Source organism: Polynucleobacter sp. (assembly GCF_044342855.1).
In the GTDB taxonomy this organism is placed as follows: domain Bacteria; phylum Pseudomonadota; class Gammaproteobacteria; order Burkholderiales; family Burkholderiaceae; genus Polynucleobacter.
The window spans coordinates 13,638-34,691 of sequence record NZ_JBIIPA010000019.1; the positions used below are offsets into that span (position 1 = coordinate 13,638).

Here is a 21,054-nt window from a genome sequence, read left to right on the forward strand (position 1 = left end):
ATATTAAGAAAAGATACTAAGGATTCAATATGGGTAAGGTCACTGGATTTATGGAGTTTGAACGCGTAGATGAAACCTACGAAGCTCCTGTTAAACGCCTCCATCACTACAAAGAGTTTGTTGCGGCATTAACGGATGATGAAGCGAAAGTGCAAGGTGCACGCTGTATGGATTGCGGCATTCCATTTTGTAATAGCGGTTGCCCTGTAAACAATATCATCCCTGATTTCAATGACTTGGTATTTCATAGTGATTGGAAGAATGCGTTAGATGTTTTGCAATCTACTAACAACTTCCCCGAGTTCACTGGCCGTATCTGCCCAGCACCTTGCGAGGCTGCATGCACTTTAGGAATCAATAGCGAGGCGGTTGGCATTAAGTCTATTGAGCACGCCATTATTGATAAAGGTTGGGAGAATGGTTGGGTTAAGCCACAACCTTCCAAAACCAAGACCGGTAAAAAAGTTGCTGTTGTTGGCGGTGGTCCTGCTGGCATGGCCACTGCGCAGCAATTAGCGCGTGTTGGTCATGACGTTACCGTATTTGAAAAGAATGATCGTGTTGGCGGATTGTTACGCTATGGGATTCCTGATTTCAAAATGGAAAAGTGGTTGATCGATCGTCGTGTCGAACAGATGCAGGCTGAAGGTGTGAAGTTTGAGACTGGCGTATTTGTTGGTAAAGAAGCGATTGGCGCTGAAGTAAAAAACTACTCCACAAAGACAGTTTCACCCGATCAGTTGATGAAAGATTTTGACGCTGTTGTGATTAGCGGTGGATCTGAGCAGCCACGTGACTTGCCAGTTCCTGGTCGTGAGTTGAAGGGCGTTCATTACGCTTTGGAATTCTTGATTCCTCAGAACAAAGAAAATGCAGGTGACTTCAAAAATGAAATTTCTGCAGCGGGCAAGCATGTAGTAGTAATTGGTGGTGGTGATACTGGATCTGATTGCGTGGGAACATCCAACCGTCATGGCGCTGCCAAGATTACTCAGTTTGAATTGTTGCCACAGCCACCAGAAACTGAAAACAAGTCTTTGGTATGGCCTTACTGGCCAACCAAGTTGCGTACATCTTCTTCGCACGAAGAAGGTTGTGAGCGCGATTGGTCTGTTGCTACAAAGCGTTTTGAAGGTAAAGACGGTAAGTTAGAGAAATTAATCTGTGTTCGTTTGGAGTGGAAAGACGGCAAGATGACAGAAATGCCAAATTCTGAATTCGAGATGAAGGCAGATTTAGTGTTTTTGGCGATGGGCTTTGTCTCACCTGCAGCACAAGTTCTTAATGCCTTTGGTGTTGAAAAAGACGCTCGCGGCAATGCCAAAGCGACAGTTGACGGCCAAAATGCCTATCAAACTAACGTTCCTAAGGTATTTGCTGCTGGCGATATGCGTCGTGGACAATCTTTGGTAGTTTGGGCGATTCGTGAAGGTCGTCAAGCAGCTCAGGCGGTAGATGAGTATTTAATGGGATCTTCTGTTCTACCGCGATAATGTCGAGGATATGAACAGTAGCCGCTCCAACTCGGTGGAAGTGAAGCAAAAAACCTCTAGCGGTGGCCATGGCGAAGTTGTGGTTCAAATTAAGGACGTCAACTTTTCCTATGCCCCTGGTGAGCGGCAAATTCTATCGGGACTCAATATGGAATTCCGTCGTGGCCAAGTCGTTGCTGTGATGGGCGGCTCCGGTTGTGGTAAGACAACTATTCTGAGACTCATTGGCGGCCAGTTTGCCGCGCAGTCTGGTCAAGTTTTATTCGAAGGCCATGACATTGGCAAAATGAGCGGCAGGGAATTGATGGCAGCCCGTCGCCGCATGGGAATGCTCTTTCAGTTCGGCGCACTCTTTACTGACCTTAGTGTTTTTGAAAACGTTGCCTTCCCTTTGCGTGAGCACACCGATTTAAGTGAAGAGCTATTGCGCTCTTTGGTTCTCATGAAACTCAATGCAGTGGGTTTGCGTGGTGCACGCGATTTAATGCCATCACAAATTTCTGGCGGTATGGCGCGTCGTGTTGCTCTGGCAAGAGCGATTGCGCTTGATCCACCCTTGATCATGTATGACGAGCCCTTTGCTGGTTTGGATCCGATTTCTTTAGGAATTACCGCACGCTTGATCCGCGATCTGAATCAAGCCTTGGGTGCAACAAGCTTATTAGTTACACATGATGTTGAAGAGACTTTTGAGATCGCAGATTATGTGTATTTCATTGCCAATGGGCGCATTGGTGCTGAAGGTACGCCAGAAGAGTTGAGCCGATCAAGTGATCCTTTCGTTCGCCAATTCCTGGACGCTTCACCGGATGGTCCTGTACCTTTTCACTATCCAGGTCAAAGCCTTGCGGAAGATTTTGGAGTGAGCTTGAAATGAGCGTGCTTAATAAGGCCTTAGATCTTTTCGGCGACCTCGGTTTTTTTGTTCGTCGCAACTTAACCAGTCTTGGTCTAGCTGCACGCATGTTCGCTGCAGTGATTTGGCGTTCCGGATTTTTATTAAAAAGACCTCGCTTAGTTTCTGATCAGATTCTGTTTGTGGGCAATCACTCATTTGTGATAATTGCGGTATCTGGTTTATTTGTTGGATTTGTTTTGGGCTTGCAGGGTTATTACACGCTCAATCGTTATGGCTCTGAACAGGCCTTAGGTTTATTGGTTGCCCTATCGCTTACCCGTGAATTGGGTCCAGTAATTACTGCGCTCCTATTTGCTGGTCGCGCTGGCACATCACTTACAGCAGAGATTGGCTTGATGAGGGCTGGTGAACAGTTAAGTGCCATGGAAATGATGGCGGTAGATCCACTAAGTCGGGTGATTGCTCCACGCTTATGGGCCGGCATTATTGCAATGCCGATTTTGGCTACGATCTTTACAGCGGTTGGTGTGATGGGCGGCTACTTTGTTGGGGTTCCCTTAATTGGCGTGGACTCTGGTGCCTTTTGGTCTCAGATGCAGGGCGGGGTAGACCTCTTTTCTGATATTGGTAATGGCCTGATTAAAAGTCTGGTATTTGGTGTGGCGGTGACCTTTATAGCGCTGTATCAGGGCTATGAGGCAAAACCTACGCCTGAGGGCGTATCACAAGCAACCACCAGAACGGTGGTGATTTCCTCCTTATCGGTTTTAGCGCTGGACTTCTTGCTCACCGCGATGATGTTCTCGAATTAAAAAGAATAAACTGGGACTCTTATGAGAAAAAGTGCAATTGATGTTTGGGTCGGAATCTTTGTAGCCATTGGCTTGCTGGCTGCTTTGTTTTTGGCATTGAAGGTTGGCAATATGAATGCCGTTTCTTTTGCGCCTACTTACAAAATTTCTGCGCGCTTTGACAATATCGGTGGATTAAAGCCACGTGCACCAGTCAAAAGCGCTGGGGTAGTTGTTGGCCGTATTGCCAATATTTCTTTTGATGACAAGACTTATCAGGCAACCGTCACTATAACGATCGAAGATACCTATAAGTTTCCTAAAGATTCTTCTGCAAAGATTTTGACCTCTGGTTTGTTAGGCGAGCAATACATTGGACTTGAGGCCGGTGGTTCAGATGATATGTTGGCTGCTGGAGATAAGATTACTCAGACTCAGTCTGCTGTGGTTTTAGAAAACCTCATTAGCCAGTTCTTGTATAACAAGGCGGCCGATAGCGGTAAAGATAAGGGTGCTGAAAAGTAATGCAGTGGCTCATCAAACTCAAACGTCTTGTGCTGCTTGGCTTGGTAGCTGGCATGGTTGGTTGTGCCTCTATTCCTGCTGGAGTGGAGCCTTCCCCACATGATCCTTGGGAGCCGTTCAACCGCTCCGTTTTTGAATTCAATGAAGGTTTAGATGCCTACCTGCTAAAGCCAGTAGTTGCTGGCTACCGCTTTGTCTTGCCAGAATTTGTACGTGAGGGCATTTATAACTTCTTTAGTAACTACGGCGACATCAACACTGCATTGCAGAATCTTTTGCAGGGTAAGCCAAGCGATGCCTTTAGTGATCTGATGCGGGTGGTAGTCAACACCACCTTTGGTTTGGGTGGTTTGATTGATATGGCTACGCCCGGTGGACTTCCAAAACATAAGGAAGATTGGGGTCAAACCTTTGGTGTGTGGGGCATTCCTTCTGGCCCATATGTCGTTTTGCCATTCTTTGGTTCAAGTAGTGTGCGCGATACCTTTGGTGCGGTAGCCGATTTGGAATCTGACTACCTATTTAGCTATGTCAAAGATATTGGTTTGCGAAATAGTATTACTGGCTTGCGGGTGGTTAATGCTCGTAATACCTATTATGAAGCAGGCGACCTCTTGGACGGCGCCGCCATTGATAAATACAGCTTTATGCGAGATGCCTATATTCAGCGACGTGAGTATCAGATTAATGAAGGGCGTGAAGACGAGGAGGTATTAATGCCCCCTTATCAGAATCCCTATGAATAAAGGCGCTCAAGCCTAGCTTAGTTTCCTTAAAGGGCTAAAATGAGCTCTAATGACCAGTCATAATCGAGGACACATGAAAAGCCATAAAACCATTGAAAAATACTGCGCAGCATTGCTATCAAGCTTGTTTTTGTTTGTAGGCAGCGCTTTTGCGCAAGCGGTTGATCAGTCCACGCCAGATGGCTTGATTAAGACTGTAGTTTCTGATGTCATGGCTTCCGTGAAGTCTGATCCCGAAATTCAAAAAGGGAATATTACGCGTATTGTGGATTTGGTGGATAAGAAAATTATTCCCTATACCGATATGCGCCGTACCACTGAAATGGCGATGGGGCCTAATTGGAAAAAAGCGACTCCAGAGCAACAGGCCCAATTGGTTAGTGAGTTTAAGAATTTACTCATGCGCACTTACTCAGGTGCTTTAAGCCAGCTGCGAGATCAAGCTGTTCAATTCAAGCCTTTGCGTGCAGCTCCAGACGATAAAGAGGTGGTTGTAAAGACTGTAGTGATTGGTCGTGGTGATCCCATTCCGCTTGACTATCGCCTAGAAAAAACCGCTAGCGGCTGGAAAGTCTATGACATGAACATCATGGGTGTTTGGTTGGTTGAGGCCTATCGCAATCAGTTTGCGAACCAAATTAGCCAGAATGGTGTTGAGGGTTTAGTAAAGTTCTTGCAAGAACGCAACAAACAGCTTGCTGCTGCAAAGCCAGCAAACTAAAGATAAATAGTAAATGCCATTTTTATTACCCGCTTCAGTGACGCAAGATAATGTGTTGCAGTTAGAAAAAGATGGCTTGCTGAATTTAGCTGCGCTACGAACAGTGGATTCCTGCAATCTAAAAGATTTTGATTCCACAGTGTTAACTGTTTTATTGGCCTGGCAGAAAAAATTACAAGCTGATGGTCAGCAAATTTCTGTGCAAAACGCACCTGAAAAATTAATTGTATTGGCTGGCGTATATGGTGTTGCCGAGCTGCTAGGTTTGTCATAGCATGCACGCCGCAATATCGATTAAAAACATATCAAAAAATTATGGCGCACTACAAGCGCTAGATGATGTCTCGTTATCAATTGAGCAAGGCGAGTTCTTTGGCCTGCTTGGCCCCAACGGTGCCGGTAAGACTACGCTTATCTCCATTCTGGCTGGCTTAGTTACGGCGGATAGAGGACATGCTGCAATCATGGGTGCTGATGTTCAAAGTCAGTTTCGCGATGCTCGCCGGATGTTAGGGGTGGTGCCTCAGGAGTTGGTATTTGATCCCTTCTTTACTGTAAGAGAGACCTTGCAATTTCAGTCGGGCTATTTTGGTATTCGTCATAACGATGCTTGGATTGACGAGATCATGGCCAACTTGGATCTCACTAGTAAAGCTGATAGCAATATGCGCTCCCTCTCTGGAGGTATGAAGCGTCGGGTATTGGTCGCTCAGGCATTGGTTCATAGACCGCCAGTCATTATTTTGGATGAGCCTACAGCTGGCGTTGATGTGGAGTTGCGCCAATCTCTGTGGCAATTTATCAGTCGCCTAAATCAAGATGGGCACACCATTGTCCTGACAACCCATTACCTTGAAGAGGCTGAGGCGCTGTGTCAGCGCATCGCTATGCTCAAGCAAGGAAAGATTGTGGCTTTGGACACAACCGCCAATTTACTGAGTCAATATGGTTCAGTGAAAAAAGATGGCGAAGGCAAGACGGATCTCGAAGATGTATTTGTCAACATTATGTCGGGAGGCGCTCGATGAAATCGACCTTGAATAAACTGCCGATCTCTTATGGCAGTGGCTTTCCCACATTGCTCCGCAAAGAAATTAAGCGCTTTTATAAAGTAGCTTTTCAGACGGTTGCGGCACCAGTACTCACCGCCGTCTTGTATTTAATGATTTTCGGTCATGTGCTTGAGGGCAAAGAAGTGTATGGTCGCCTCAACTACACAGCTTTCTTGATTCCTGGCTTGGTGATGATGAGTGTGTTGCAAAACGCTTTTGCAAACACTTCTTCATCACTCATTCAATCGAAGGTGACTGGTAATCTCGTTTTTGTTCTGCTGGCTCCTTTTAGTCACCTAGAGTTTTATGCTGCATACGTCTTAGCTGCGGTATTCCGTGGAATTGTCGTGGGCTCTGGTGTGCTGCTAATTACAGCGTGGTTCGCTATGCCATCCTTTGAATATCCTTTATGGATCATGGTATTCGCTCTTTTGGGCGCCGCAATTTTAGGAAGTATGGGTCTTATTGCTGGTATCTGGGCTGATAAATATGATCAGTTAGCGGCCTTCCAGAATTTCATCATCATGCCTGCCACGATGTTATCGGGCGTGTTTTATTCCATCCACTCCTTGCCTGCAGCATGGCAAGTGGTATCGCACTTCAATCCATTCTTCTACATGATTGATGGTTTCCGTTACGGATTCTTTGGAGTGTCAGATATTTCCCCTTGGGACAGTTTGGCAATTGTGGCTTGCTTTTTTGTTGTGGTCTCTGCTATCGCTTTGCGTTTGCTGCAAAAAGGCTACAAGCTCAGGAACTGAGTGCAGTTGCACTTGTCTCAAAATTAGCATTAGAGAATCGTTAAGAAATTAGAAATCAGGAGATTGTGATGTTGCCAACCCCAGAACAAATTGAGGGCTATATTCAGCAAGGACTCGCCTGTACCCATGTCAAAGTTGAGGGTGATGGGCAGCACTTTTTTGCGACGATTGTGAGTCCGGAGTTTGAAGGCAAGCGTTTGATTCAGCGTCATCAATTGGTATATGGCGCAATGGGTGATCGCATGAAAGCGGAAGTTCACGCTTTATCAATAAAAGCATTTACGCCCGAAGAGTTTGCTCAAAATACCCCAACATAAAACACGACACTAGATTTTTACTGGAACAGATTCATGGATAAATTACGAATGGTTGGCGGTACTCCGCTAAAGGGCGAAGTGGTCATTGCTGGCGCTAAGAATGCGGCGCTACCAATTTTGTGCGCTTGCTTACTAACGGATCAACCAATTACTTTGCGTAATGTTCCAGATTTGCAAGATGTACGAACCATGCTGAAGCTTCTTCAAGAAATTGGTGTAACTGTTGCTTTCCCGGATGTGAATGATCGCAATCATGTGGTGCTTAATGCGGCCAATATTAAGAGCTCTGAAGCAACCTATGAGATGGTCAAGACCATGCGTGCTTCTATTTTGGTTCTGGGTCCGTTGCTCGCCAGAATGCATAGCGCTAAGGTTTCTCTGCCAGGCGGTTGTGCCATTGGCGCACGTCCAGTTGATCAACACATCAAGGGTTTAAAGGCCATGGGTGCGACTATCAAGATTAAGAGTGGCTACATTCAAGCAGAAACCAAATCTGCTACTGGGCGTCTGCAAGGCGCTTCCATCTTGACGGACATGATCACCGTAACAGGTACAGAGAATTTATTGATGGCCGCTACTTTGGCGTCAGGCACAACGATTTTGGAGAATGCTGCACGTGAGCCTGAAGTGGGGGACTTGGCTGAGTTGCTAGTCAAAATGGGCGCAAAGATTGCGGGTATCGGCACAGATCGCTTGGTAATTGAGGGTGTTGAAAAGCTCCACAGTGCAGAACATGCTGTGATTGCTGACCGCATTGAGGCAGGTACATTCTTGTGTGCAGTTGCTGCTGCTGGTGGTGAGGTGTTAGTAAAGCACTGCCGCCCTGACACATTGGATGCTGTGATCGTCAAACTCAAAGAAGCTGGTTTGGAGATGGAGGTGGGTCCCGATTGGATTAAGGCCTCCATGAAGGGCCGCCCTAAGGCTGTTAGCTTCCGCACTTCGGAGTATCCAGCGTTCCCGACAGACATGCAGGCCCAACTGATGGCAGTCAATGCGATTGCCCAGGGCAACGCCACGATTACAGAAACCATCTTTGAAAACCGTTTTATGCATGTTCAGGAGATGAATCGTCTTGGTGCAGATATTGCCATTGAGGGTAATACTGCTATTGCCCAGGGTGTTGAGAAGCTATCTGGCGCTATCGTGATGGCTACCGATTTACGTGCGTCTGCCAGCTTGGTGATCGCAGGTTTGGCTGCCCAAGGCGAAACCCAGGTGGACCGGATTTATCACCTAGATCGTGGATATGACCGCATGGAGCAAAAGTTGACCCTCTTAGGCGCCAACATTCAGCGAATCAAGTAAGCCTGATGGATAATTAGTCCATGAAGTTAACTTTAGCCCTCTCGAAGGGGCGCATCTTCGAAGAAACCGCTGAGATCTTATCCAAGATCGGTATTCGTCCGCTTGAGGATCCAGAAAAGTCACGCAAACTCATTATTGAAACCTCAAATCCGGATGTGCGCCTCATCATCGTGCGCGCTTCCGATGTGCCGACCTACGTTCAGTTCGGCGGCGCTGATTTTGGGGTTGCCGGCCTGGATGTTTTGATGGAAAACGGTACCGATGGTCTATATGTTCCTTTTGATCTGAACATTGCTAAATGCCGTATGTCAGTTGCCGTTAAAGAAGGTTTTGATTACGCAGCTGCTGTAAAACAGGGCTCTCGCTTAAAAGTCGCAACAAAGTATGTCAATTGCGCACGTGAACACTTTGCCAATAAAGGTGTTCATATCGATACGATTCATTTGTACGGCTCCATGGAGTTAGCTCCATTAGTTGGCTTAGCGGATGCGATTGTGGATTTAGTTTCCACAGGCAACACCCTGCGTGCGAATGGCTTAGTTGAGGTTGAGCCTATCGCTGACATCAGCGCTCGATTGGTTGTTAATCAGGCCTCGTATAAACGTAAGCGCACACAGCTCCAGCCATTCTTTGAATTGTTGAAGTAAAGAAAATTCATATGTCAGTAGACGTCAAAGTCAAACGCCTAAATAGCAAAGATGCAGGGTTTAAAGAAACCTTGCTCTCCAGTCTTTCTTTGCCGATGGCGGATGATGAGGCGATTGATGCTGCAGTAGTCAAAATTTTGGCGCAAGTTAAAGCGCATGGCGATGCTGCGGTACTAGATTTCACAAAGCAATTTGACCGTCTAAATGTTGCTAGCGTTACTGAGTTAGAGATTTCTCAAGAAGAATTAAAAAAAGCTTATGAAGGCTTATCAGCAGAACAAAAAAATGCTTTAGATATTGCTGCGCAGAGAGTGCGCGCGTATCACGAGAAGCAAAAGATTGAAGCGGGTTGTCACTCTTGGGAGTATGAAGAGGCTGATGGCACCCGCTTGGGTCAAAAAGTAACAGCCTTAGATCGTGTAGGAATTTATGTTCCGGGTGGCAAAGCTGCCTACCCATCCTCTGTACTGATGAACGCGATCCCTGCAAAAGTTGCTGGTGTGAAAGAAGTCATCATGGTGGTGCCTACCCCCGATGGCGCTCATAACTCTTTGGTCCTAGCTGCCGCATACTTATCTGGTGTTGATCGCGTCTTTACGATAGGTGGCGCGCAAGCTGTTGCTGCCCTAGCTTATGGCACACAAACCATTCCGCCCGTAGATAAGATTGTTGGCCCTGGTAACGCCTATGTAGCAGCTGCTAAGCGCAGAGTCTTCGGTACCGTTGGTATCGATATGATCGCTGGTCCTTCAGAAATATTGGTTCTCTGTGATGGTTCTAGTAATCCGGACTGGATTGCGATGGATTTGTTCTCGCAAGCTGAGCACGATGAGTTAGCGCAATCTATTTTGCTTTGCCCAGATGAGAAATTTATCGAGCAAGTGCAAGCAAGTATTAACAAGCTATTGCCTGAGATGCCAAGAAAGAAAGTGATTGAAACATCACTCACTAATCGCGCCTTATTAATTCAGGTTAAAGATATGAGTGAGGCTTGTGAGATTGCCAATGCCATCGCTGCTGAGCACTTAGAAATTTGTGCTGCTGAGCCGCGTAGATGGGCGGAGTTAATTCGTCATGCTGGCGCCATCTTTATGGGTAACTACACTAGCGAATCTCTAGGTGATTATTGTGCAGGCCCAAACCACGTTTTGCCAACAGCACGCACTGCACGCTTCTCTTCACCTTTGGGGGTGTATGACTTTATCAAGCGCTCAAGCATGATTGAAGTCAGTGAAGCCGGTGCGCAAACCTTGGGCACTGTGGCTAGTACTCTTGCCCATGGCGAAGGCTTAACAGCTCACGCTCGCGCTGCTGAGATGCGTCTTAAGAAATAAACCTAATCTCGGTTTAGAAAAAATGACTGCAGTAGGGTTTAGGCGCTAGCCAGAATTTCTTTCAGAGCAGCAATCAACTCATTGGTTTGATCATCGGTGCCGATAGTAATGCGCAGAAATTCTTCAATGCGTGGCAACTTAAAGTGACGCACAATAATTCCGCGATCACGTAAAGCTTGATACAGCTTTGCCCCAGCATGCTTAGAGTGATGTGTAAAAATAAAGTTCGCGGTTGATGGCAAAGTATCAAAGCCTAGTGAGGCCAATTCAGAAACTAAACCCTCACGAGTTTGAACAACTTTTTTACTCGTAGATTCAAGGTGGGCTTGATCTTGTATTGCAGCAATCGCACCAGCTTGAGCCAAGCGCCCAAGAGGGTAGGAGTTAAAACTATTCTTGACCCGCTCCAGACCTTCAATGAGAGCTGGATGTCCCACTGCAAACCCAACGCGTAATCCTGCCAGGGCACGTGACTTGGATAGCGTATGAACGACTAAGAGGTTTTCTGGACAAGCGCTTCCGCGAAGGAGGGGAATGCAAGACTCGGTTCCGTAATCCACGTAGGCTTCATCGATGACCACTACTGAATCTGTATTTCTGCTGAGTAGGGCTTCGATATCTGATCGAGGAATGGCACGACCCGTTGGAGCATTGGGGTTGGGAAAGATAATCCCGCCATTTGGGGTTTTGAAATTCTCGGTCTGAATTTCAAAATGAGGGCCTAGGGCGACGGTTTGATAGTCGATGCCAAATAACTTGCAATAAACCGGGTAGAAGCTATAGGTGATATCTGGAAACTGAACAGCCTTAGCTTGCTTGAGTAGGCCTAAAAATACGTGGGCCAGGACTTCGTCGGAGCCATTCCCCAAAAACACCTGTTTTGGGTCTAAGCCATGTAAATCGGCAATTACCTTCTTAAGGGCCGCCCCCTCTGGATCTGGATAGAGCCTTAAATCATCGGTGTTTTGCTGATTTATAGCTGCTAGAGCCTTAGGGGATGGGCCATAAGGGCTCTCATTTGTATTGAGCTTTACCAGCCGCTCTATTTGCGGTTGCTCCCCAGGAACGTAAGGGGTGAGGGTCTGAACAACGGGGCTCCAAAAACGGCTCATGAGGGACTCTAGTCAAAAATCAGCAAAAGTGAATAAACGCCACCAATCAAAATCGGCATTTATATCTGTATTAGGAATGATATTATGAGGCTTCAATCAACACTTCGCCTCGCGGCGCACTGAAGCATGCGGCAAGCCGACGTTACCCGAAACACTTCGGAAACCAAAATTCAAATTGCCATTAATGTAGATGGCACAGGTAAAGCTGAGCTAGCCTCTGGCGTACCCTTCCTAGACCATATGCTGGATCAAATCGCCCGTCACGGCATGATCGACCTCAAAGTGGTTGCCAAAGGAGATACCCATATTGATGACCACCATACCGTTGAGGATGTGGGCATCACCTTGGGTCAGGCGTTTGCCAAGGCAGTTGGCGATAAAGCGGGCATTACTCGCTATGGCCATTCTTATGTTCCTTTGGATGAAACCCTCTCTCGTGTTGTTGTCGACTTCTCCGGTCGTCCAGGCTTGGAGTTCAACGTTCCATTTACCCGTGCACGCGTGGGTGATTTTGACGTGGATCTCAGCATCGAGTTCTTCCGTGGTTTTGTAAATCACGCCGGAGTAACTTTGCACATCGATAACTTACGTGGCATTAACGCTCACCACCAGATTGAAACTGTGTTTAAGGCCTTTGGCCGTGCATTGCGCATGGCTTTGGAGCTTGATCCACGTGCTTCCGGTGTTGTTCCTTCTACTAAGGGCAGCCTCTAATCTAGAAAATTTCTAGTGTTGAGTAGCAGACTGTCAACAAACTACAGAACATAGGCTAACAATTGGCGCAAACCATTGCGATCGTTGATTACGGAATGGGCAATCTCCGTTCTGTATATCAAGCCTTTCATCATGTGGCTCCCGATGCCAATGTAGTGATTGCACACACCCCTGAAGAAATCATCTCCGCAGAGCGCGTAGTACTCCCAGGGCAAGGTGCGATGCCTGATTGCATGAAGCATCTCGAAGAGTCTGGCCTATTGGAGGCACTACTAGATGCTGCTAAAAATAAACCCCTTTTGGGTGTTTGCGTTGGTGAACAGATGCTCTTCGATCAAAGCGCTGAAGTGCGAACTAATTCCAATACTGACTGGACACCTTGTTTGGGCTTGATTCCTGGTGAAGTTCGGCGTTTTGACTTGGCTGGCAAATTGCAGCCAGATGGTTCTGCGTATAAAGTGCCGCATATGGGTTGGAACCAAGTGCGTCAGGATCGTCAGCACCCAATATGGGATGGCATTCCAGATTTGACCAGTTTTTATTTTGTACATAGCTACTATGTTGTGCCGCAGCGCAAAGAAGATATTGCAGGCTCAACTGAATATGGCGACTGGTTTACTTCTGCTGTTGCAAGGGGTAATATTTTTGCAACGCAATTTCATCCAGAAAAAAGTGCAGAATACGGACTGAAGCTTTACAAAAATTTTGTTTCTTGGCAACCCTAATACATTTCTAACCTACCGCTATGCTGCTCATTCCCGCGATTGACTTAAAAGATAGTCACTGTGTTCGTCTCGAACAAGGTGACATGGATAAAGCCACTGTTTTTTCTGAGGACCCAGGAGCGATGGCTGCGCATTGGATTAGCAAGGGCGCGCGTCGTTTGCATCTCGTGGATTTGAACGGTGCCTTTGCCGGAAAACTGAAAAATGAATCTGTCATCAAATCGATTTTGAAAGTAGTCGGCGATGAGATCCCAGTTCAGTTAGGCGGCGGTATCCGCGATCTCGAAACGATTGAACGTTTATTGGATGACGGCATTAGTACGGTGATTATTGGTACTGCCGCTGTGAAGAGTCCTGGCTTTGTGCAAGATGCTTGCACAGCATTTCCTGGCCACATCATGGTGGGCTTAGATGCGCGCGATGGCAAAGTAGCAACCGATGGTTGGAGCAAGATTACCGGTCATGAAGTGATCGATCTGGCTAAAAAATTTGAAGACTACGGCGTTGAAGCAATTATCTATACCGACATTGGTCGCGATGGCATGATGAAGGGTATCAATATGGATGCCACAGTTAAATTAGCGCAAGCTATTCGGATACCGGTGATTGCTAGTGGCGGCTTATCTAACAATCAAGATATTGAAGCCTTATGCGAAGCTGAAGCTGAAGGCGTCATGGGCGTGATTGCAGGGCGCTCAATTTATGCCGGTGATTTAGATTTAACTACAGCGCAAAAATATGCCGATGAGTTAACTTTGAAGTTCGCCAAGAAAAATTTTTAGAGTGACCATCAGTGCTAACTAAGAGAATCATTCCCTGCCTCGATGTCACGGCAGGGCGCGTTGTGAAGGGCGTGAACTTTGTTGGCTTGCGTGATGCAGGCGATCCGGTTGAGATTGCTAAACGCTATGACACCCAAGGCGCTGATGAACTTACTTTCTTAGACATCACCGCAACCTCTGATGGACGCGACCTGATTTTGCACATCATTGAAGATGTTGCTTCCCAAGTATTTATTCCCTTGACGGTTGGTGGTGGAGTGCGTGCGGTGGCGGATGTGCGTCGCTTACTCAATGCCGGTGCCGATAAGGTCAGCATGAACTCCTCCGCCGTAGCAAATCCAGATTTAGTTTCTGATGCTGCAGCCTATTACGGTTCGCAGTGCATCGTAGTTGCCATTGATGCTAAAAAAACTGAAGCTGGCAACTGGGAAGTATTTACGCATGGCGGCCGGACTGCGACTGGTATGGATGTAGTGGCATGGGCTTCTGAAGTTGCTAAACGTGGCGCTGGAGAAATCCTTCTGACGAGTATGAATCGCGATGGCAGTAAAGACGGTTTTGATCTTGAGTTAACTGCCGCTGTGAGTGATGTTGTGAGTGTGCCGGTGATTGCTTCTGGTGGCGTGGGTAATTTGCAGCACTTAGTCGATGGCATTACCAAAGGCCATGCTGATGCAGTTCTCGCAGCTAGTATTTTTCATTATGGTGAATACACTGTTGGCCAAGCAAAAGAATATATGGCAAGCCAAGGAATTCCTGTTCGTATTTGAGCGCAAATAGATCTACTGAGAGAATCATACGAAGATGACCATGAAAAATACCTTTACCCCAGTTGAGTCTTTAGAGGCTGGCGCATGGCTTGACGCCGTTACTTGGAATGACCAAGGTCTAGTTCCGGTGATTGTTCAGGAAGTGGGCAGTAAAGATATTTTGATGATGGCTTGGATGAATCGCGATGCGCTATTGGCTACTTTGCGTTTGGGTGAGGCGGTGTATTGGACTCGTTCAAGACAAAAGCTGTGGCATAAGGGTGAGGAATCTGGTCACACCCAAAAAGTAAAAGAAATCCGCCTTGACTGTGATGGCGATACGATTTTGCTCATGGTTGAGCAACAGGATGGTATTGCTTGCCATACCGGTGAGCACAGCTGCTTCTTTCTGCGCTGGGATTCCGGTAAATCTGCCTGGGTAGATGAGTCCAAGGCTCATAAATAAGACCCCCTTAGTCTTTCCCGGCAATAAAAGACATAAAATCGCTTTATGACTAGTCCAGCACAAACCCCTTCTAATTTAGACTCCGCTTTGGCTCATTTGGCTGATGTGGTGGATCAGCGACGCGATGCATTTAAGGCCGGTCAAGCAGATCCGAAGACCTCTTATACCGCTTTGCTTTTCTCCAAAGGCGATGATGGGATCCTCAAAAAGATTGGCGAAGAGGCCACTGAGGCGGTTATGGCAGCTAAGGATGCGCGTAATGCCAACTTAGCCCCTGAACAGCAAAAGCTCTTAGTGGGTGAAATGGCTGACCTTTGGTTCCATTGCCTGATTGCCTTGTCGCAGTTTGGTTTGCGCCCAGAAGATGTGGTGGAGGAGCTCAATCGTCGTTTAGGTACTTCAGGTATCGAAGAGAAGGCAGCCAGAAAAGCTGCTGGCCAAGAGTAAATAGATAAAAACTCGATTAATTCATCAAAACTGAAGGCGAAAGCGTGAGCCACGATCCTAATTGCTTATTTTGTAAGATTTCTAAAGGTGAAATCCCCTCCCAAAAGGTATACGAGGATGAGGAGATTTACGCTTTTACAGATATCAATCCAGCCGCACCCATCCATTTCTTGATGATTCCTAAAAAACATATCCCTATGTTGGAATCGGTGGAAATGGCAGATGCGCCATTGCTAGGTAGAATGATGGAATTAGCACCGCGTCTCGCCAAGGAGCAGGGTTGCCGTCCTGGAAAAGATGGTGGCTTTAGATTGGTGGTGAACAATGGTGCAGATGGTGGGCAAGAGGTTTATCACCTGCACTTGCATGTGATGGGGGGTCCGCGCCCCTGGAAAAAATAGTCCAAGGAGATAAAAATGGGTTCATTTAGCATTTGGCATTGGTTAATTGTTTTGGTAATCGTGATGTTGGTATTTGGTACCAAAAAATTACGCAATATCGGTACCGACTTAGGTGGTGCTGTTAAGGGCTTTAAAGATGGCATGAAGACATCTGAAGAGTCACAAGACAAAGCCAAAGAACAAATTCAGAATACTGAAGCATCAACAGAAAAAACTGTCGATGTTCAGGCAAAAGACATCAATAAATAATTATGGATGGAAATAATGCGTAGCTGGAATGATTGATCTCGGAGTTTCAAAGCTTGCACTCATTGCAGTAGTTGCATTGGTGGTGGTTGGCCCCGAGCGCCTTCCTAAGGTGGCTCGTATGGCAGGTAATCTATTCGGACGTGCGCAGCGCTATATGGCGGATGTGAAGTCTGAAGTTAGTCGCCAGATGGAAGTGGAAGAGTTTAAGAAACTTCGTGAAGAGAGTGCTTCGGTTTTCAAGGAGGTAGAAAGTAGTATTCAATCTACCGTCAACGAAGCGAATGCAAATCTTAGCGATCAAGCTGATATCTTTGTGAATAATTTCACTAGACCCCCTCTTGATGAAAAAGAAGTATTTCGTAAGTCTATGCGTCAGGGTCGCAAGAGTTGGGGTGTTAGGCGTGCAGCAAGACCGGTATGGTTTAAGCATTCCACTGGTATGCGCACAAGAGTTCAGTCTGGTGCTGCACGTATGAAGCGTTTTCATCACAGTGCCGGTAAGTAAGCCCAAAGAAAAGTAAAAACCTCTAACAATGACTCAAAATAATTCAACTGAAGATTCAGGTTTGCAAGAATCCTTCTTGTCTCATTTATTTGAGTTGCGTGATCGCATTATTAAAGCGGCATTGGCCATTATTGTTGTATTTATTTGTCTCGTATATTGGGCGCCGGACATTTTTCATTTATTTGCGCAGCCGCTTCTTAAAGCTTTGCCTGCAGGTGGCAAGATGATCGTCACTGATGTGACGGGCTCATTCTTTGTGCCCATGAAAGTCACCATGCTGGTTGCTTTCTTGATTGCTCTACCGGTGGTGATGTATCAGTTATGGGCATTCATTGCTCCAGGTCTGTATCAACATGAGCGTAAGTTGATAGTGCCTTTGGTTATCAGTAGCTATAGCCTGTTTATTTTCGGAATGGCTTTCGCATATTTCTTGGTCTTCCCAACGGTATTCCAGTTTATGGCGAGTTATAACGCCCCGCTAGGTGCGGAGATGTCTACGGATATCGATAATTATCTGAGCTTTGCGATGACAACCTTCTTGGCCTTCGGCATCACCTTCGAGGTCCCAGTTGTTGTGGTGGTGCTTGTTCGCATGGGTATGGTGCCACTGCAAAAACTCAGAGAGATTCGCCCATATGTGATTGTTGGCGCTTTTGTGATTTCAGCAATCGTCACACCTCCAGATGTGCTCTCACAATTGCTTCTCGCTGTTCCAATGAGTCTGCTCTATGAGTTGGGATTGTTGATAGCGCGTTTTTATGTGCCTAAGCCATCAGACGACGATGCTGGCGCAACAGCAAACCCAGACACTCAAGCAACTGTTTGATCTTGCGAGAAGGTGGCGGTAAGCCATTCTGTTACTCGATCAAAACGATAGCGCCTTTGCCTGAGATTCCCCTCCAAGTCTGACTCGCTTCCTGCGAATACTTTTCCTGCTGCAAGTAATGATCGCCGCTGCTGAGTGGTATCAATCTGAATTAATCTAGGCAGTATCTTGGGTAACTCGTGACGAATATCTACTACGACACAATGTTCATGCTGAAGTTGTCCAACCTCACATAGCAATAGCTCAGCCTTGCTCAAGTTAAATTGATTGGCGATAATGAGTCGGTGACATAGCAAGATCCATTCCTCATCCAATTTATGCTCCGCATGATTGTTTAAGGCTCTTTCAGCAAAAGTGGCTAATTCAAACCAATCGTTCTCTTTAGGATTAGAGACGTTTTCTAAAATCTTTCCGAGTAATTCTTTTGCCTCAGGTACTCCTTGTTGGTGTGCTTGCCAAACCCAGTAAGAGGCCTGGAGGCCGCGAACCTTCTCTTCAACTTTCTCCCGCTTACGCCAGAGGTTCGCACCTCTTCTAAATTGAGCCACTGGATGGCCTAAATCTGCTGCGCGATCGAAGCAGTGATCACTCTCAGCTGCGTTGTATCCAGAGAACTGTGGGCGACGATAAATCTCGCCCAAGGCAAACCAGGCATCACGATCACCATCTTTGGCAGCCAGCTCTAACCAGTAGGCTGCTTTCTTGAGAGAGGCATTCGATTTGCCACCACCCACCCCAATCACATCTTTCGCGGCGGAATCAACTTCATTAAATTGGGCTAGACGTAATCCCAGTGTAAGTTTGGCAATCGTCAGCCCAAGTTCTGCAGCTTGTATCAGTGCAGCTTCATTTTTATCTGAGAGCCAGGCATTCCAAAGCGAGGAGAGTGCTTCATCTTTTGGTTGCAACTGAATGAGTAGTTCTTTTGCGCTGTTAGTAAATGGTGTTTCAGAATCTGCCAGGCCAAACAAAAAATCTTTTGCCTTTTTTTGGAGAGATAGAAAGCCATCCCCATCACCCTGTCTTAAGAGCCAAGCAGACAATTCACTCTGCAAATCTTTTTTACTAGGGCTTAGCAATAGTTCTGAGAGCTGCCACTGCGCTGCATAACTTGCGTCCATATTGGCCTCAGCTAACTTCCAGAATGATTCCCAGCCAAAAGAAAATGCGGGGGAATTAAAGGTCCCCTCCAAAGGAACGACTGAAATTTGCTCCAAGATGTCCAAGACCTCTGGGGAAGTGTCCAGGAAGCCAGCGATTTCAGTATCACTTGAGCCCAATTGGCTAAGTAATTGATTTTGAATAGAAAAATAAGATTTTTCCAACCAAATCAAGGCATTAGCCGGTTGAATAGGAGTTTTAAATGCCCCTGTCAAATACGCGGACGCCAAATTTTGTTGTGCGGATACATCACCCATTCGGGCAGATTGGAGGATTTTTAAGAATTCACGGCTTGCCATATGACAATTTTGGCATTCAGAAGGCTAAAAAGACAGAAATCAAAGCCCTTGTTGCCCTGATACAACGAAGAAAGCCAAAAAACTGCCTTTTGACAAGCAAAAAGATCTCCTAAATACCCTTACCCCCAGTCTAGTAGGGCAAAACAAGCAAAATTCGTAAGTCCCAGTTTTATTTGGGCATTACTTTCAATTTATGGAGATTTAAAGAATGAAAAAATCGCTATTAGCAGTTGCAGCAATGACAGCATTTGCTGGCGCAGCTCAAGCTCAGTCATCAGTGACTGTTTACGGTCTTTTGGATGTTGGTTATGTTGGTGGTAACGAGCGTGTAGCCACTGGTAAAGCAGTTGGTAAGCAAACATTTAACACAATTGGCCAATCAGCTGAATCAACAAGCCGCTTAGGTTTCAAAGGTTCTGAAGATTTGGGTGGCGGTACATCTGCATTCTTCAATTTCGAAACACAACTTCAGCCAAATTCAGCAACTTACTCAAGCTTACAAACTCGTGCGGCTTTCGTTGGTTTGAACAAGAAGGGCTTAGGTCAGGCTGCTGTTGGTACACAAAACACTGTTGTTACTGACTCTATCGGCAAAACTATCACTGGCCAATTAAACAATATTGCTGGTAGCATGTTGTTCCCATCCTATACAGGTGTTGCAACTTTAGGCGGTTCATCATCTGTTAACGCTGGAAATACAAACGGAAACACTGATGCATTTACATTCCGTACAACAAACACAGTTAAGCTCCAATCAGATGACTTCGCTGGTTTCACTGCTCGTGCTATGTTCGTAATGAACAATGAGAACGACACACAAACTACTCCTGCAAACAGTGGAACTGGTTACTCTGGCGGTAAAAACAACCAAAACGGTTGGGGCTTGGGTGCTGATTACGGTTGGAAGAAGTTGTTAGTTACAGCTGCTTATCAGTCATTCAGAGCAGCAAATCCTTACGGAACTAATATTGATACTACAAGCACAACTACGTCAGGAACACCTGTTGCTTATGGTCTCGGTGTTGGTACTAACGTACAAGACAATCAAGCTTATGTTGGCGCAACTTATGATTTCGGTATTTTGAAGGCTTATGCTGGCTGGGTTAACCGCAAGGTTACATCTCAAATTGATGCAAATCAGTTTGCTAAGCGTACTGCACAAGAAATCGGTGTTCGTAGCTTCATTACTCCAACAGTAGAGGCTTGGGCAAGTGCTGGTAATGGACGAGTAAGCGCCTTTGGTGCTGGCTCACCTACAGCTAACATCGTTGGCTGGCAGGTTGGATCAAACTACCTCTTGAGCAAGCGTACTAACTTGTACGCAATCTATGGTCAAAATGGTACATCTAATGCTTCAAGCGTTGCTGGTGGCAATCCTGTAAGCTTTAACGCTAGTAACTACGCAGTTGGCGTACGTCACACTTTCTAATTTAGCGCTAGCGCGAGCTAGTTAACAATTGGTTTGGCATTAAAACCCACTGTGGCGACACAGTGGGTTTTTTTAATAAATGGAATGCAACATTAACTTTTAGTGGATTTGCCGTGAACTCCTCCTGTAGAGCATTTTTTCTAATTTTGCCAATCTTATTATTAAGTGGTTGTTTGGCCAGCACCACTTCGCCAGATGGTATTGCATGCAATAACGATACACAAAAAGGGCCCGACTGGACATGGCCGTTAATCTGCCAGCCTGGTGGAGGTTGATTATTAATATATTGAGATGTAAATTAGTCCACGCTGTGGAAACATAGCGGGTTTTTTGGAAACGTATTGCACGCAGCCAAGGATACTGTTCTAGCGGTCAAACTTTACCTGTTGTTGATGGATGCGTTCTCGTTTTGCACGTTTTTGCTTGTTTTACTTGTAATTGCATAGTGTCGATAGTGCTTGCACTGGCGTTGGAGGTTTAATAACATCCGCGATGCCTATGCTAAATCTCCACAGGAGTACTGATTAATTATCAGCACCAACAGTGTATGCAAGCTTTTGATTGCAAAATTGACGCTCTCACTAAAATACCACTTGCTCTTGCTGTTGCACGAAATTGTTTTATAACCAATACTC

Annotated in this window: 26 protein-coding genes; 24 read left to right on the forward strand and 2 right to left on the reverse strand. The window is 46.1% G+C overall.

All coding sequences use genetic code 11. The annotated features are described in order from the left end of the window. The first annotated feature begins 29 nt into the window (after nucleotides 1-29). The 13 genes from ACIQZ3_RS07375 to hisD all read left to right on the forward strand — a co-directional run bounded on the left by ACIQZ3_RS07375 (nucleotide 30) and on the right by hisD (nucleotide 10,554). Complete coding sequence (locus ACIQZ3_RS07375; protein WP_397391787.1) at nucleotides 30-1,493, forward strand: glutamate synthase subunit beta; 1,464 nt, start codon at nucleotides 30-32, stop codon at nucleotides 1,491-1,493. A gap of 10 nt (nucleotides 1,494-1,503) precedes the next feature. Continuing rightward, nucleotides 1,504-2,370, forward strand: a complete 867-nt coding sequence (locus ACIQZ3_RS07380) for an ABC transporter ATP-binding protein (protein WP_397391789.1) — start codon at nucleotides 1,504-1,506, stop codon at nucleotides 2,368-2,370. Next, nucleotides 2,367-3,164 carry a lipid asymmetry maintenance ABC transporter permease subunit MlaE gene (gene mlaE / locus ACIQZ3_RS07385; RefSeq protein WP_397391791.1) on the forward strand — a complete coding sequence of 266 codons (798 nt, stop codon included), beginning with the start codon at nucleotides 2,367-2,369 and terminating at the stop codon, nucleotides 3,162-3,164. Before ACIQZ3_RS07380 ends, mlaE begins: the two co-directional genes overlap by 4 nt. Nucleotides 3,165-3,185: 21 nt before the next feature. Further along, entirely contained in the window at nucleotides 3,186-3,668 is a 483-nt protein-coding gene (mlaD, locus tag ACIQZ3_RS07390) for an outer membrane lipid asymmetry maintenance protein MlaD (RefSeq protein ID WP_397391793.1), read from the forward strand. Beyond that, complete coding sequence (locus ACIQZ3_RS07395; RefSeq protein WP_397391795.1) at nucleotides 3,668-4,414, forward strand: VacJ family lipoprotein; 747 nt, start codon at nucleotides 3,668-3,670, stop codon at nucleotides 4,412-4,414. Before mlaD ends, ACIQZ3_RS07395 begins: the two co-directional genes overlap by 1 nt. A gap of 73 nt (nucleotides 4,415-4,487) precedes the next feature. Further along, nucleotides 4,488-5,135 carry a phospholipid-binding protein MlaC gene (locus ACIQZ3_RS07400; RefSeq protein ID WP_397391797.1) on the forward strand — a complete coding sequence of 216 codons (648 nt, stop codon included), beginning with the start codon at nucleotides 4,488-4,490 and terminating at the stop codon, nucleotides 5,133-5,135. A gap of 13 nt (nucleotides 5,136-5,148) precedes the next feature. Next, nucleotides 5,149-5,409: a lipid asymmetry maintenance protein MlaB gene (locus tag ACIQZ3_RS07405; RefSeq protein WP_397391799.1), complete on the forward strand. Its 261-nt coding sequence runs from the start codon at nucleotides 5,149-5,151 to the stop codon at nucleotides 5,407-5,409. 1 nt (nucleotide 5,410) lies between these two features. Continuing rightward, entirely contained in the window at nucleotides 5,411-6,163 is a 753-nt protein-coding gene (locus ACIQZ3_RS07410) for an ABC transporter ATP-binding protein (protein WP_397391801.1), read from the forward strand. Continuing rightward, nucleotides 6,160-6,948, forward strand: a complete 789-nt coding sequence (locus tag ACIQZ3_RS07415) for an ABC transporter permease (protein ID WP_397391803.1) — start codon at nucleotides 6,160-6,162, stop codon at nucleotides 6,946-6,948. Before ACIQZ3_RS07410 ends, ACIQZ3_RS07415 begins: the two co-directional genes overlap by 4 nt. Before the next feature lie 68 nt (nucleotides 6,949-7,016). Next, nucleotides 7,017-7,265, forward strand: coding sequence for a BolA family protein (locus ACIQZ3_RS07420; RefSeq protein WP_215334184.1), 249 nt, complete (start codon nucleotides 7,017-7,019; stop codon nucleotides 7,263-7,265). A gap of 33 nt (nucleotides 7,266-7,298) precedes the next feature. Continuing rightward, a complete protein-coding gene (gene murA / locus ACIQZ3_RS07425) occupies nucleotides 7,299-8,573 on the forward strand; it encodes a UDP-N-acetylglucosamine 1-carboxyvinyltransferase (protein ID WP_397391805.1) in 1,275 nt (424 codons plus the stop codon). A gap of 20 nt (nucleotides 8,574-8,593) precedes the next feature. Then, nucleotides 8,594-9,220: an ATP phosphoribosyltransferase gene (gene hisG, locus ACIQZ3_RS07430; protein WP_088526716.1), complete on the forward strand. Its 627-nt coding sequence runs from the start codon at nucleotides 8,594-8,596 to the stop codon at nucleotides 9,218-9,220. Between the two features lie 11 nt (nucleotides 9,221-9,231). Then, nucleotides 9,232-10,554: a histidinol dehydrogenase gene (gene hisD / locus ACIQZ3_RS07435; protein ID WP_397391807.1), complete on the forward strand. Its 1,323-nt coding sequence runs from the start codon at nucleotides 9,232-9,234 to the stop codon at nucleotides 10,552-10,554. Between the two features lie 38 nt (nucleotides 10,555-10,592). Here hisD and hisC read toward each other — a convergent pair whose 3' ends face one another. After that, the gene (hisC, locus tag ACIQZ3_RS07440; protein ID WP_397391809.1) at nucleotides 10,593-11,666 is read right to left on the reverse strand and encodes a histidinol-phosphate transaminase; all 1,074 of its coding nucleotides are present in this window, start codon (nucleotides 11,664-11,666) and stop codon (nucleotides 10,593-10,595) included. A gap of 126 nt (nucleotides 11,667-11,792) precedes the next feature. On the opposite strand from hisC, the gene hisB reads away from it, so the two are divergent. The 10 genes from hisB (at nucleotide 11,793) to tatC (ending at nucleotide 17,530) form a co-directional block, all read left to right on the forward strand. Next, on the forward strand, nucleotides 11,793-12,380 hold the full coding sequence (gene hisB / locus ACIQZ3_RS07445) for an imidazoleglycerol-phosphate dehydratase HisB (protein ID WP_397391811.1): 588 nt from the start codon (nucleotides 11,793-11,795) through the stop codon (nucleotides 12,378-12,380). A gap of 62 nt (nucleotides 12,381-12,442) precedes the next feature. Continuing rightward, nucleotides 12,443-13,105, forward strand: coding sequence for an imidazole glycerol phosphate synthase subunit HisH (hisH, locus tag ACIQZ3_RS07450; RefSeq protein ID WP_397391813.1), 663 nt, complete (start codon nucleotides 12,443-12,445; stop codon nucleotides 13,103-13,105). A 20-nt stretch (nucleotides 13,106-13,125) separates the two neighbouring features. Then, nucleotides 13,126-13,887, forward strand: coding sequence for a 1-(5-phosphoribosyl)-5-[(5-phosphoribosylamino)methylideneamino]imidazole-4-carboxamide isomerase (gene hisA, locus ACIQZ3_RS07455; protein WP_397391815.1), 762 nt, complete (start codon nucleotides 13,126-13,128; stop codon nucleotides 13,885-13,887). An 11-nt stretch (nucleotides 13,888-13,898) separates the two neighbouring features. Continuing rightward, the gene (gene hisF / locus ACIQZ3_RS07460; protein ID WP_397391817.1) at nucleotides 13,899-14,657 is read left to right on the forward strand and encodes an imidazole glycerol phosphate synthase subunit HisF; all 759 of its coding nucleotides are present in this window, start codon (nucleotides 13,899-13,901) and stop codon (nucleotides 14,655-14,657) included. Between the two features lie 40 nt (nucleotides 14,658-14,697). Further along, complete coding sequence (gene hisI, locus ACIQZ3_RS07465; protein WP_397391819.1) at nucleotides 14,698-15,102, forward strand: phosphoribosyl-AMP cyclohydrolase; 405 nt, start codon at nucleotides 14,698-14,700, stop codon at nucleotides 15,100-15,102. 45 nt (nucleotides 15,103-15,147) lie between these two features. Next, a complete protein-coding gene (locus ACIQZ3_RS07470) occupies nucleotides 15,148-15,549 on the forward strand; it encodes a phosphoribosyl-ATP diphosphatase (RefSeq protein WP_397391821.1) in 402 nt (133 codons plus the stop codon). A 44-nt stretch (nucleotides 15,550-15,593) separates the two neighbouring features. Further along, nucleotides 15,594-15,950 carry a histidine triad nucleotide-binding protein gene (locus tag ACIQZ3_RS07475; protein ID WP_397391823.1) on the forward strand — a complete coding sequence of 119 codons (357 nt, stop codon included), beginning with the start codon at nucleotides 15,594-15,596 and terminating at the stop codon, nucleotides 15,948-15,950. Nucleotides 15,951-15,965: 15 nt separating this feature from the next. Next, nucleotides 15,966-16,199, forward strand: coding sequence for a Sec-independent protein translocase subunit TatA (gene tatA, locus ACIQZ3_RS07480; protein WP_397391825.1), 234 nt, complete (start codon nucleotides 15,966-15,968; stop codon nucleotides 16,197-16,199). Between the two features lie 28 nt (nucleotides 16,200-16,227). Then, nucleotides 16,228-16,704: a Sec-independent protein translocase protein TatB gene (gene tatB, locus ACIQZ3_RS07485; RefSeq protein WP_397391827.1), complete on the forward strand. Its 477-nt coding sequence runs from the start codon at nucleotides 16,228-16,230 to the stop codon at nucleotides 16,702-16,704. Between the two features lie 28 nt (nucleotides 16,705-16,732). Continuing rightward, nucleotides 16,733-17,530 (forward strand): twin-arginine translocase subunit TatC, encoded by a 798-nt coding sequence (gene tatC, locus ACIQZ3_RS07490; protein WP_397391829.1) that lies wholly within the window; start codon nucleotides 16,733-16,735, stop codon nucleotides 17,528-17,530. Here the strand turns inward: tatC and ACIQZ3_RS07495 are convergent. Then, complete coding sequence (locus ACIQZ3_RS07495) at nucleotides 17,515-18,990, reverse strand: tetratricopeptide repeat protein (RefSeq protein ID WP_397391831.1); 1,476 nt, start codon at nucleotides 18,988-18,990, stop codon at nucleotides 17,515-17,517. The two genes, tatC and ACIQZ3_RS07495, sit on opposite strands and share 16 nt — an antisense overlap. A gap of 208 nt (nucleotides 18,991-19,198) precedes the next feature. Here ACIQZ3_RS07495 and ACIQZ3_RS07500 point away from each other — a divergent pair, with 208 nt between their 5' ends. Then, the gene (locus ACIQZ3_RS07500; RefSeq protein WP_397391833.1) at nucleotides 19,199-20,419 is read left to right on the forward strand and encodes a porin; all 1,221 of its coding nucleotides are present in this window, start codon (nucleotides 19,199-19,201) and stop codon (nucleotides 20,417-20,419) included. The last annotated feature ends 635 nt before the right edge of the window (nucleotides 20,420-21,054 follow it).

Bases quoted from the DNA above. Each gene is read 5' to 3' on its own strand.
- ACIQZ3_RS07375 (WP_397391787.1), top strand. From the start codon at position 30: ATGGGTAAGGTCACTGGATTTATGGAGTTTGAACGCGTAGATGAAACC.
- ACIQZ3_RS07380 (WP_397391789.1), top strand. From the start codon at position 1,504: ATGAACAGTAGCCGCTCCAACTCGGTGGAAGTGAAGCAAAAAACCTCT.
- mlaE (WP_397391791.1), top strand. From the start codon at position 2,367: ATGAGCGTGCTTAATAAGGCCTTAGATCTTTTCGGCGACCTCGGTTTT.
- mlaD (WP_397391793.1), top strand. From the start codon at position 3,186: ATGAGAAAAAGTGCAATTGATGTTTGGGTCGGAATCTTTGTAGCCATT.
- ACIQZ3_RS07395 (WP_397391795.1), top strand. From the start codon at position 3,668: ATGCAGTGGCTCATCAAACTCAAACGTCTTGTGCTGCTTGGCTTGGTA.
- ACIQZ3_RS07400 (WP_397391797.1), top strand. From the start codon at position 4,488: ATGAAAAGCCATAAAACCATTGAAAAATACTGCGCAGCATTGCTATCA.
- ACIQZ3_RS07405 (WP_397391799.1), top strand. From the start codon at position 5,149: ATGCCATTTTTATTACCCGCTTCAGTGACGCAAGATAATGTGTTGCAG.
- ACIQZ3_RS07410 (WP_397391801.1), top strand. From the start codon at position 5,411: ATGCACGCCGCAATATCGATTAAAAACATATCAAAAAATTATGGCGCA.
- ACIQZ3_RS07415 (WP_397391803.1), top strand. From the start codon at position 6,160: ATGAAATCGACCTTGAATAAACTGCCGATCTCTTATGGCAGTGGCTTT.
- ACIQZ3_RS07420 (WP_215334184.1), top strand. From the start codon at position 7,017: ATGTTGCCAACCCCAGAACAAATTGAGGGCTATATTCAGCAAGGACTC.
- murA (WP_397391805.1), top strand. From the start codon at position 7,299: ATGGATAAATTACGAATGGTTGGCGGTACTCCGCTAAAGGGCGAAGTG.
- hisG (WP_088526716.1), top strand. From the start codon at position 8,594: ATGAAGTTAACTTTAGCCCTCTCGAAGGGGCGCATCTTCGAAGAAACC.
- hisD (WP_397391807.1), top strand. From the start codon at position 9,232: ATGTCAGTAGACGTCAAAGTCAAACGCCTAAATAGCAAAGATGCAGGG.
- hisC (WP_397391809.1), bottom strand. From the start codon at position 11,666: ATGAGCCGTTTTTGGAGCCCCGTTGTTCAGACCCTCACCCCTTACGTT.
- hisB (WP_397391811.1), top strand. From the start codon at position 11,793: ATGCGGCAAGCCGACGTTACCCGAAACACTTCGGAAACCAAAATTCAA.
- hisA (WP_397391815.1), top strand. From the start codon at position 13,126: ATGCTGCTCATTCCCGCGATTGACTTAAAAGATAGTCACTGTGTTCGT.
- hisI (WP_397391819.1), top strand. From the start codon at position 14,698: ATGAAAAATACCTTTACCCCAGTTGAGTCTTTAGAGGCTGGCGCATGG.
- ACIQZ3_RS07470 (WP_397391821.1), top strand. From the start codon at position 15,148: ATGACTAGTCCAGCACAAACCCCTTCTAATTTAGACTCCGCTTTGGCT.
- tatA (WP_397391825.1), top strand. From the start codon at position 15,966: ATGGGTTCATTTAGCATTTGGCATTGGTTAATTGTTTTGGTAATCGTG.
- tatB (WP_397391827.1), top strand. From the start codon at position 16,228: ATGATTGATCTCGGAGTTTCAAAGCTTGCACTCATTGCAGTAGTTGCA.
- tatC (WP_397391829.1), top strand. From the start codon at position 16,733: ATGACTCAAAATAATTCAACTGAAGATTCAGGTTTGCAAGAATCCTTC.
- ACIQZ3_RS07495 (WP_397391831.1), bottom strand. From the start codon at position 18,990: ATGGCAAGCCGTGAATTCTTAAAAATCCTCCAATCTGCCCGAATGGGT.
- ACIQZ3_RS07500 (WP_397391833.1), top strand. From the start codon at position 19,199: ATGAAAAAATCGCTATTAGCAGTTGCAGCAATGACAGCATTTGCTGGC.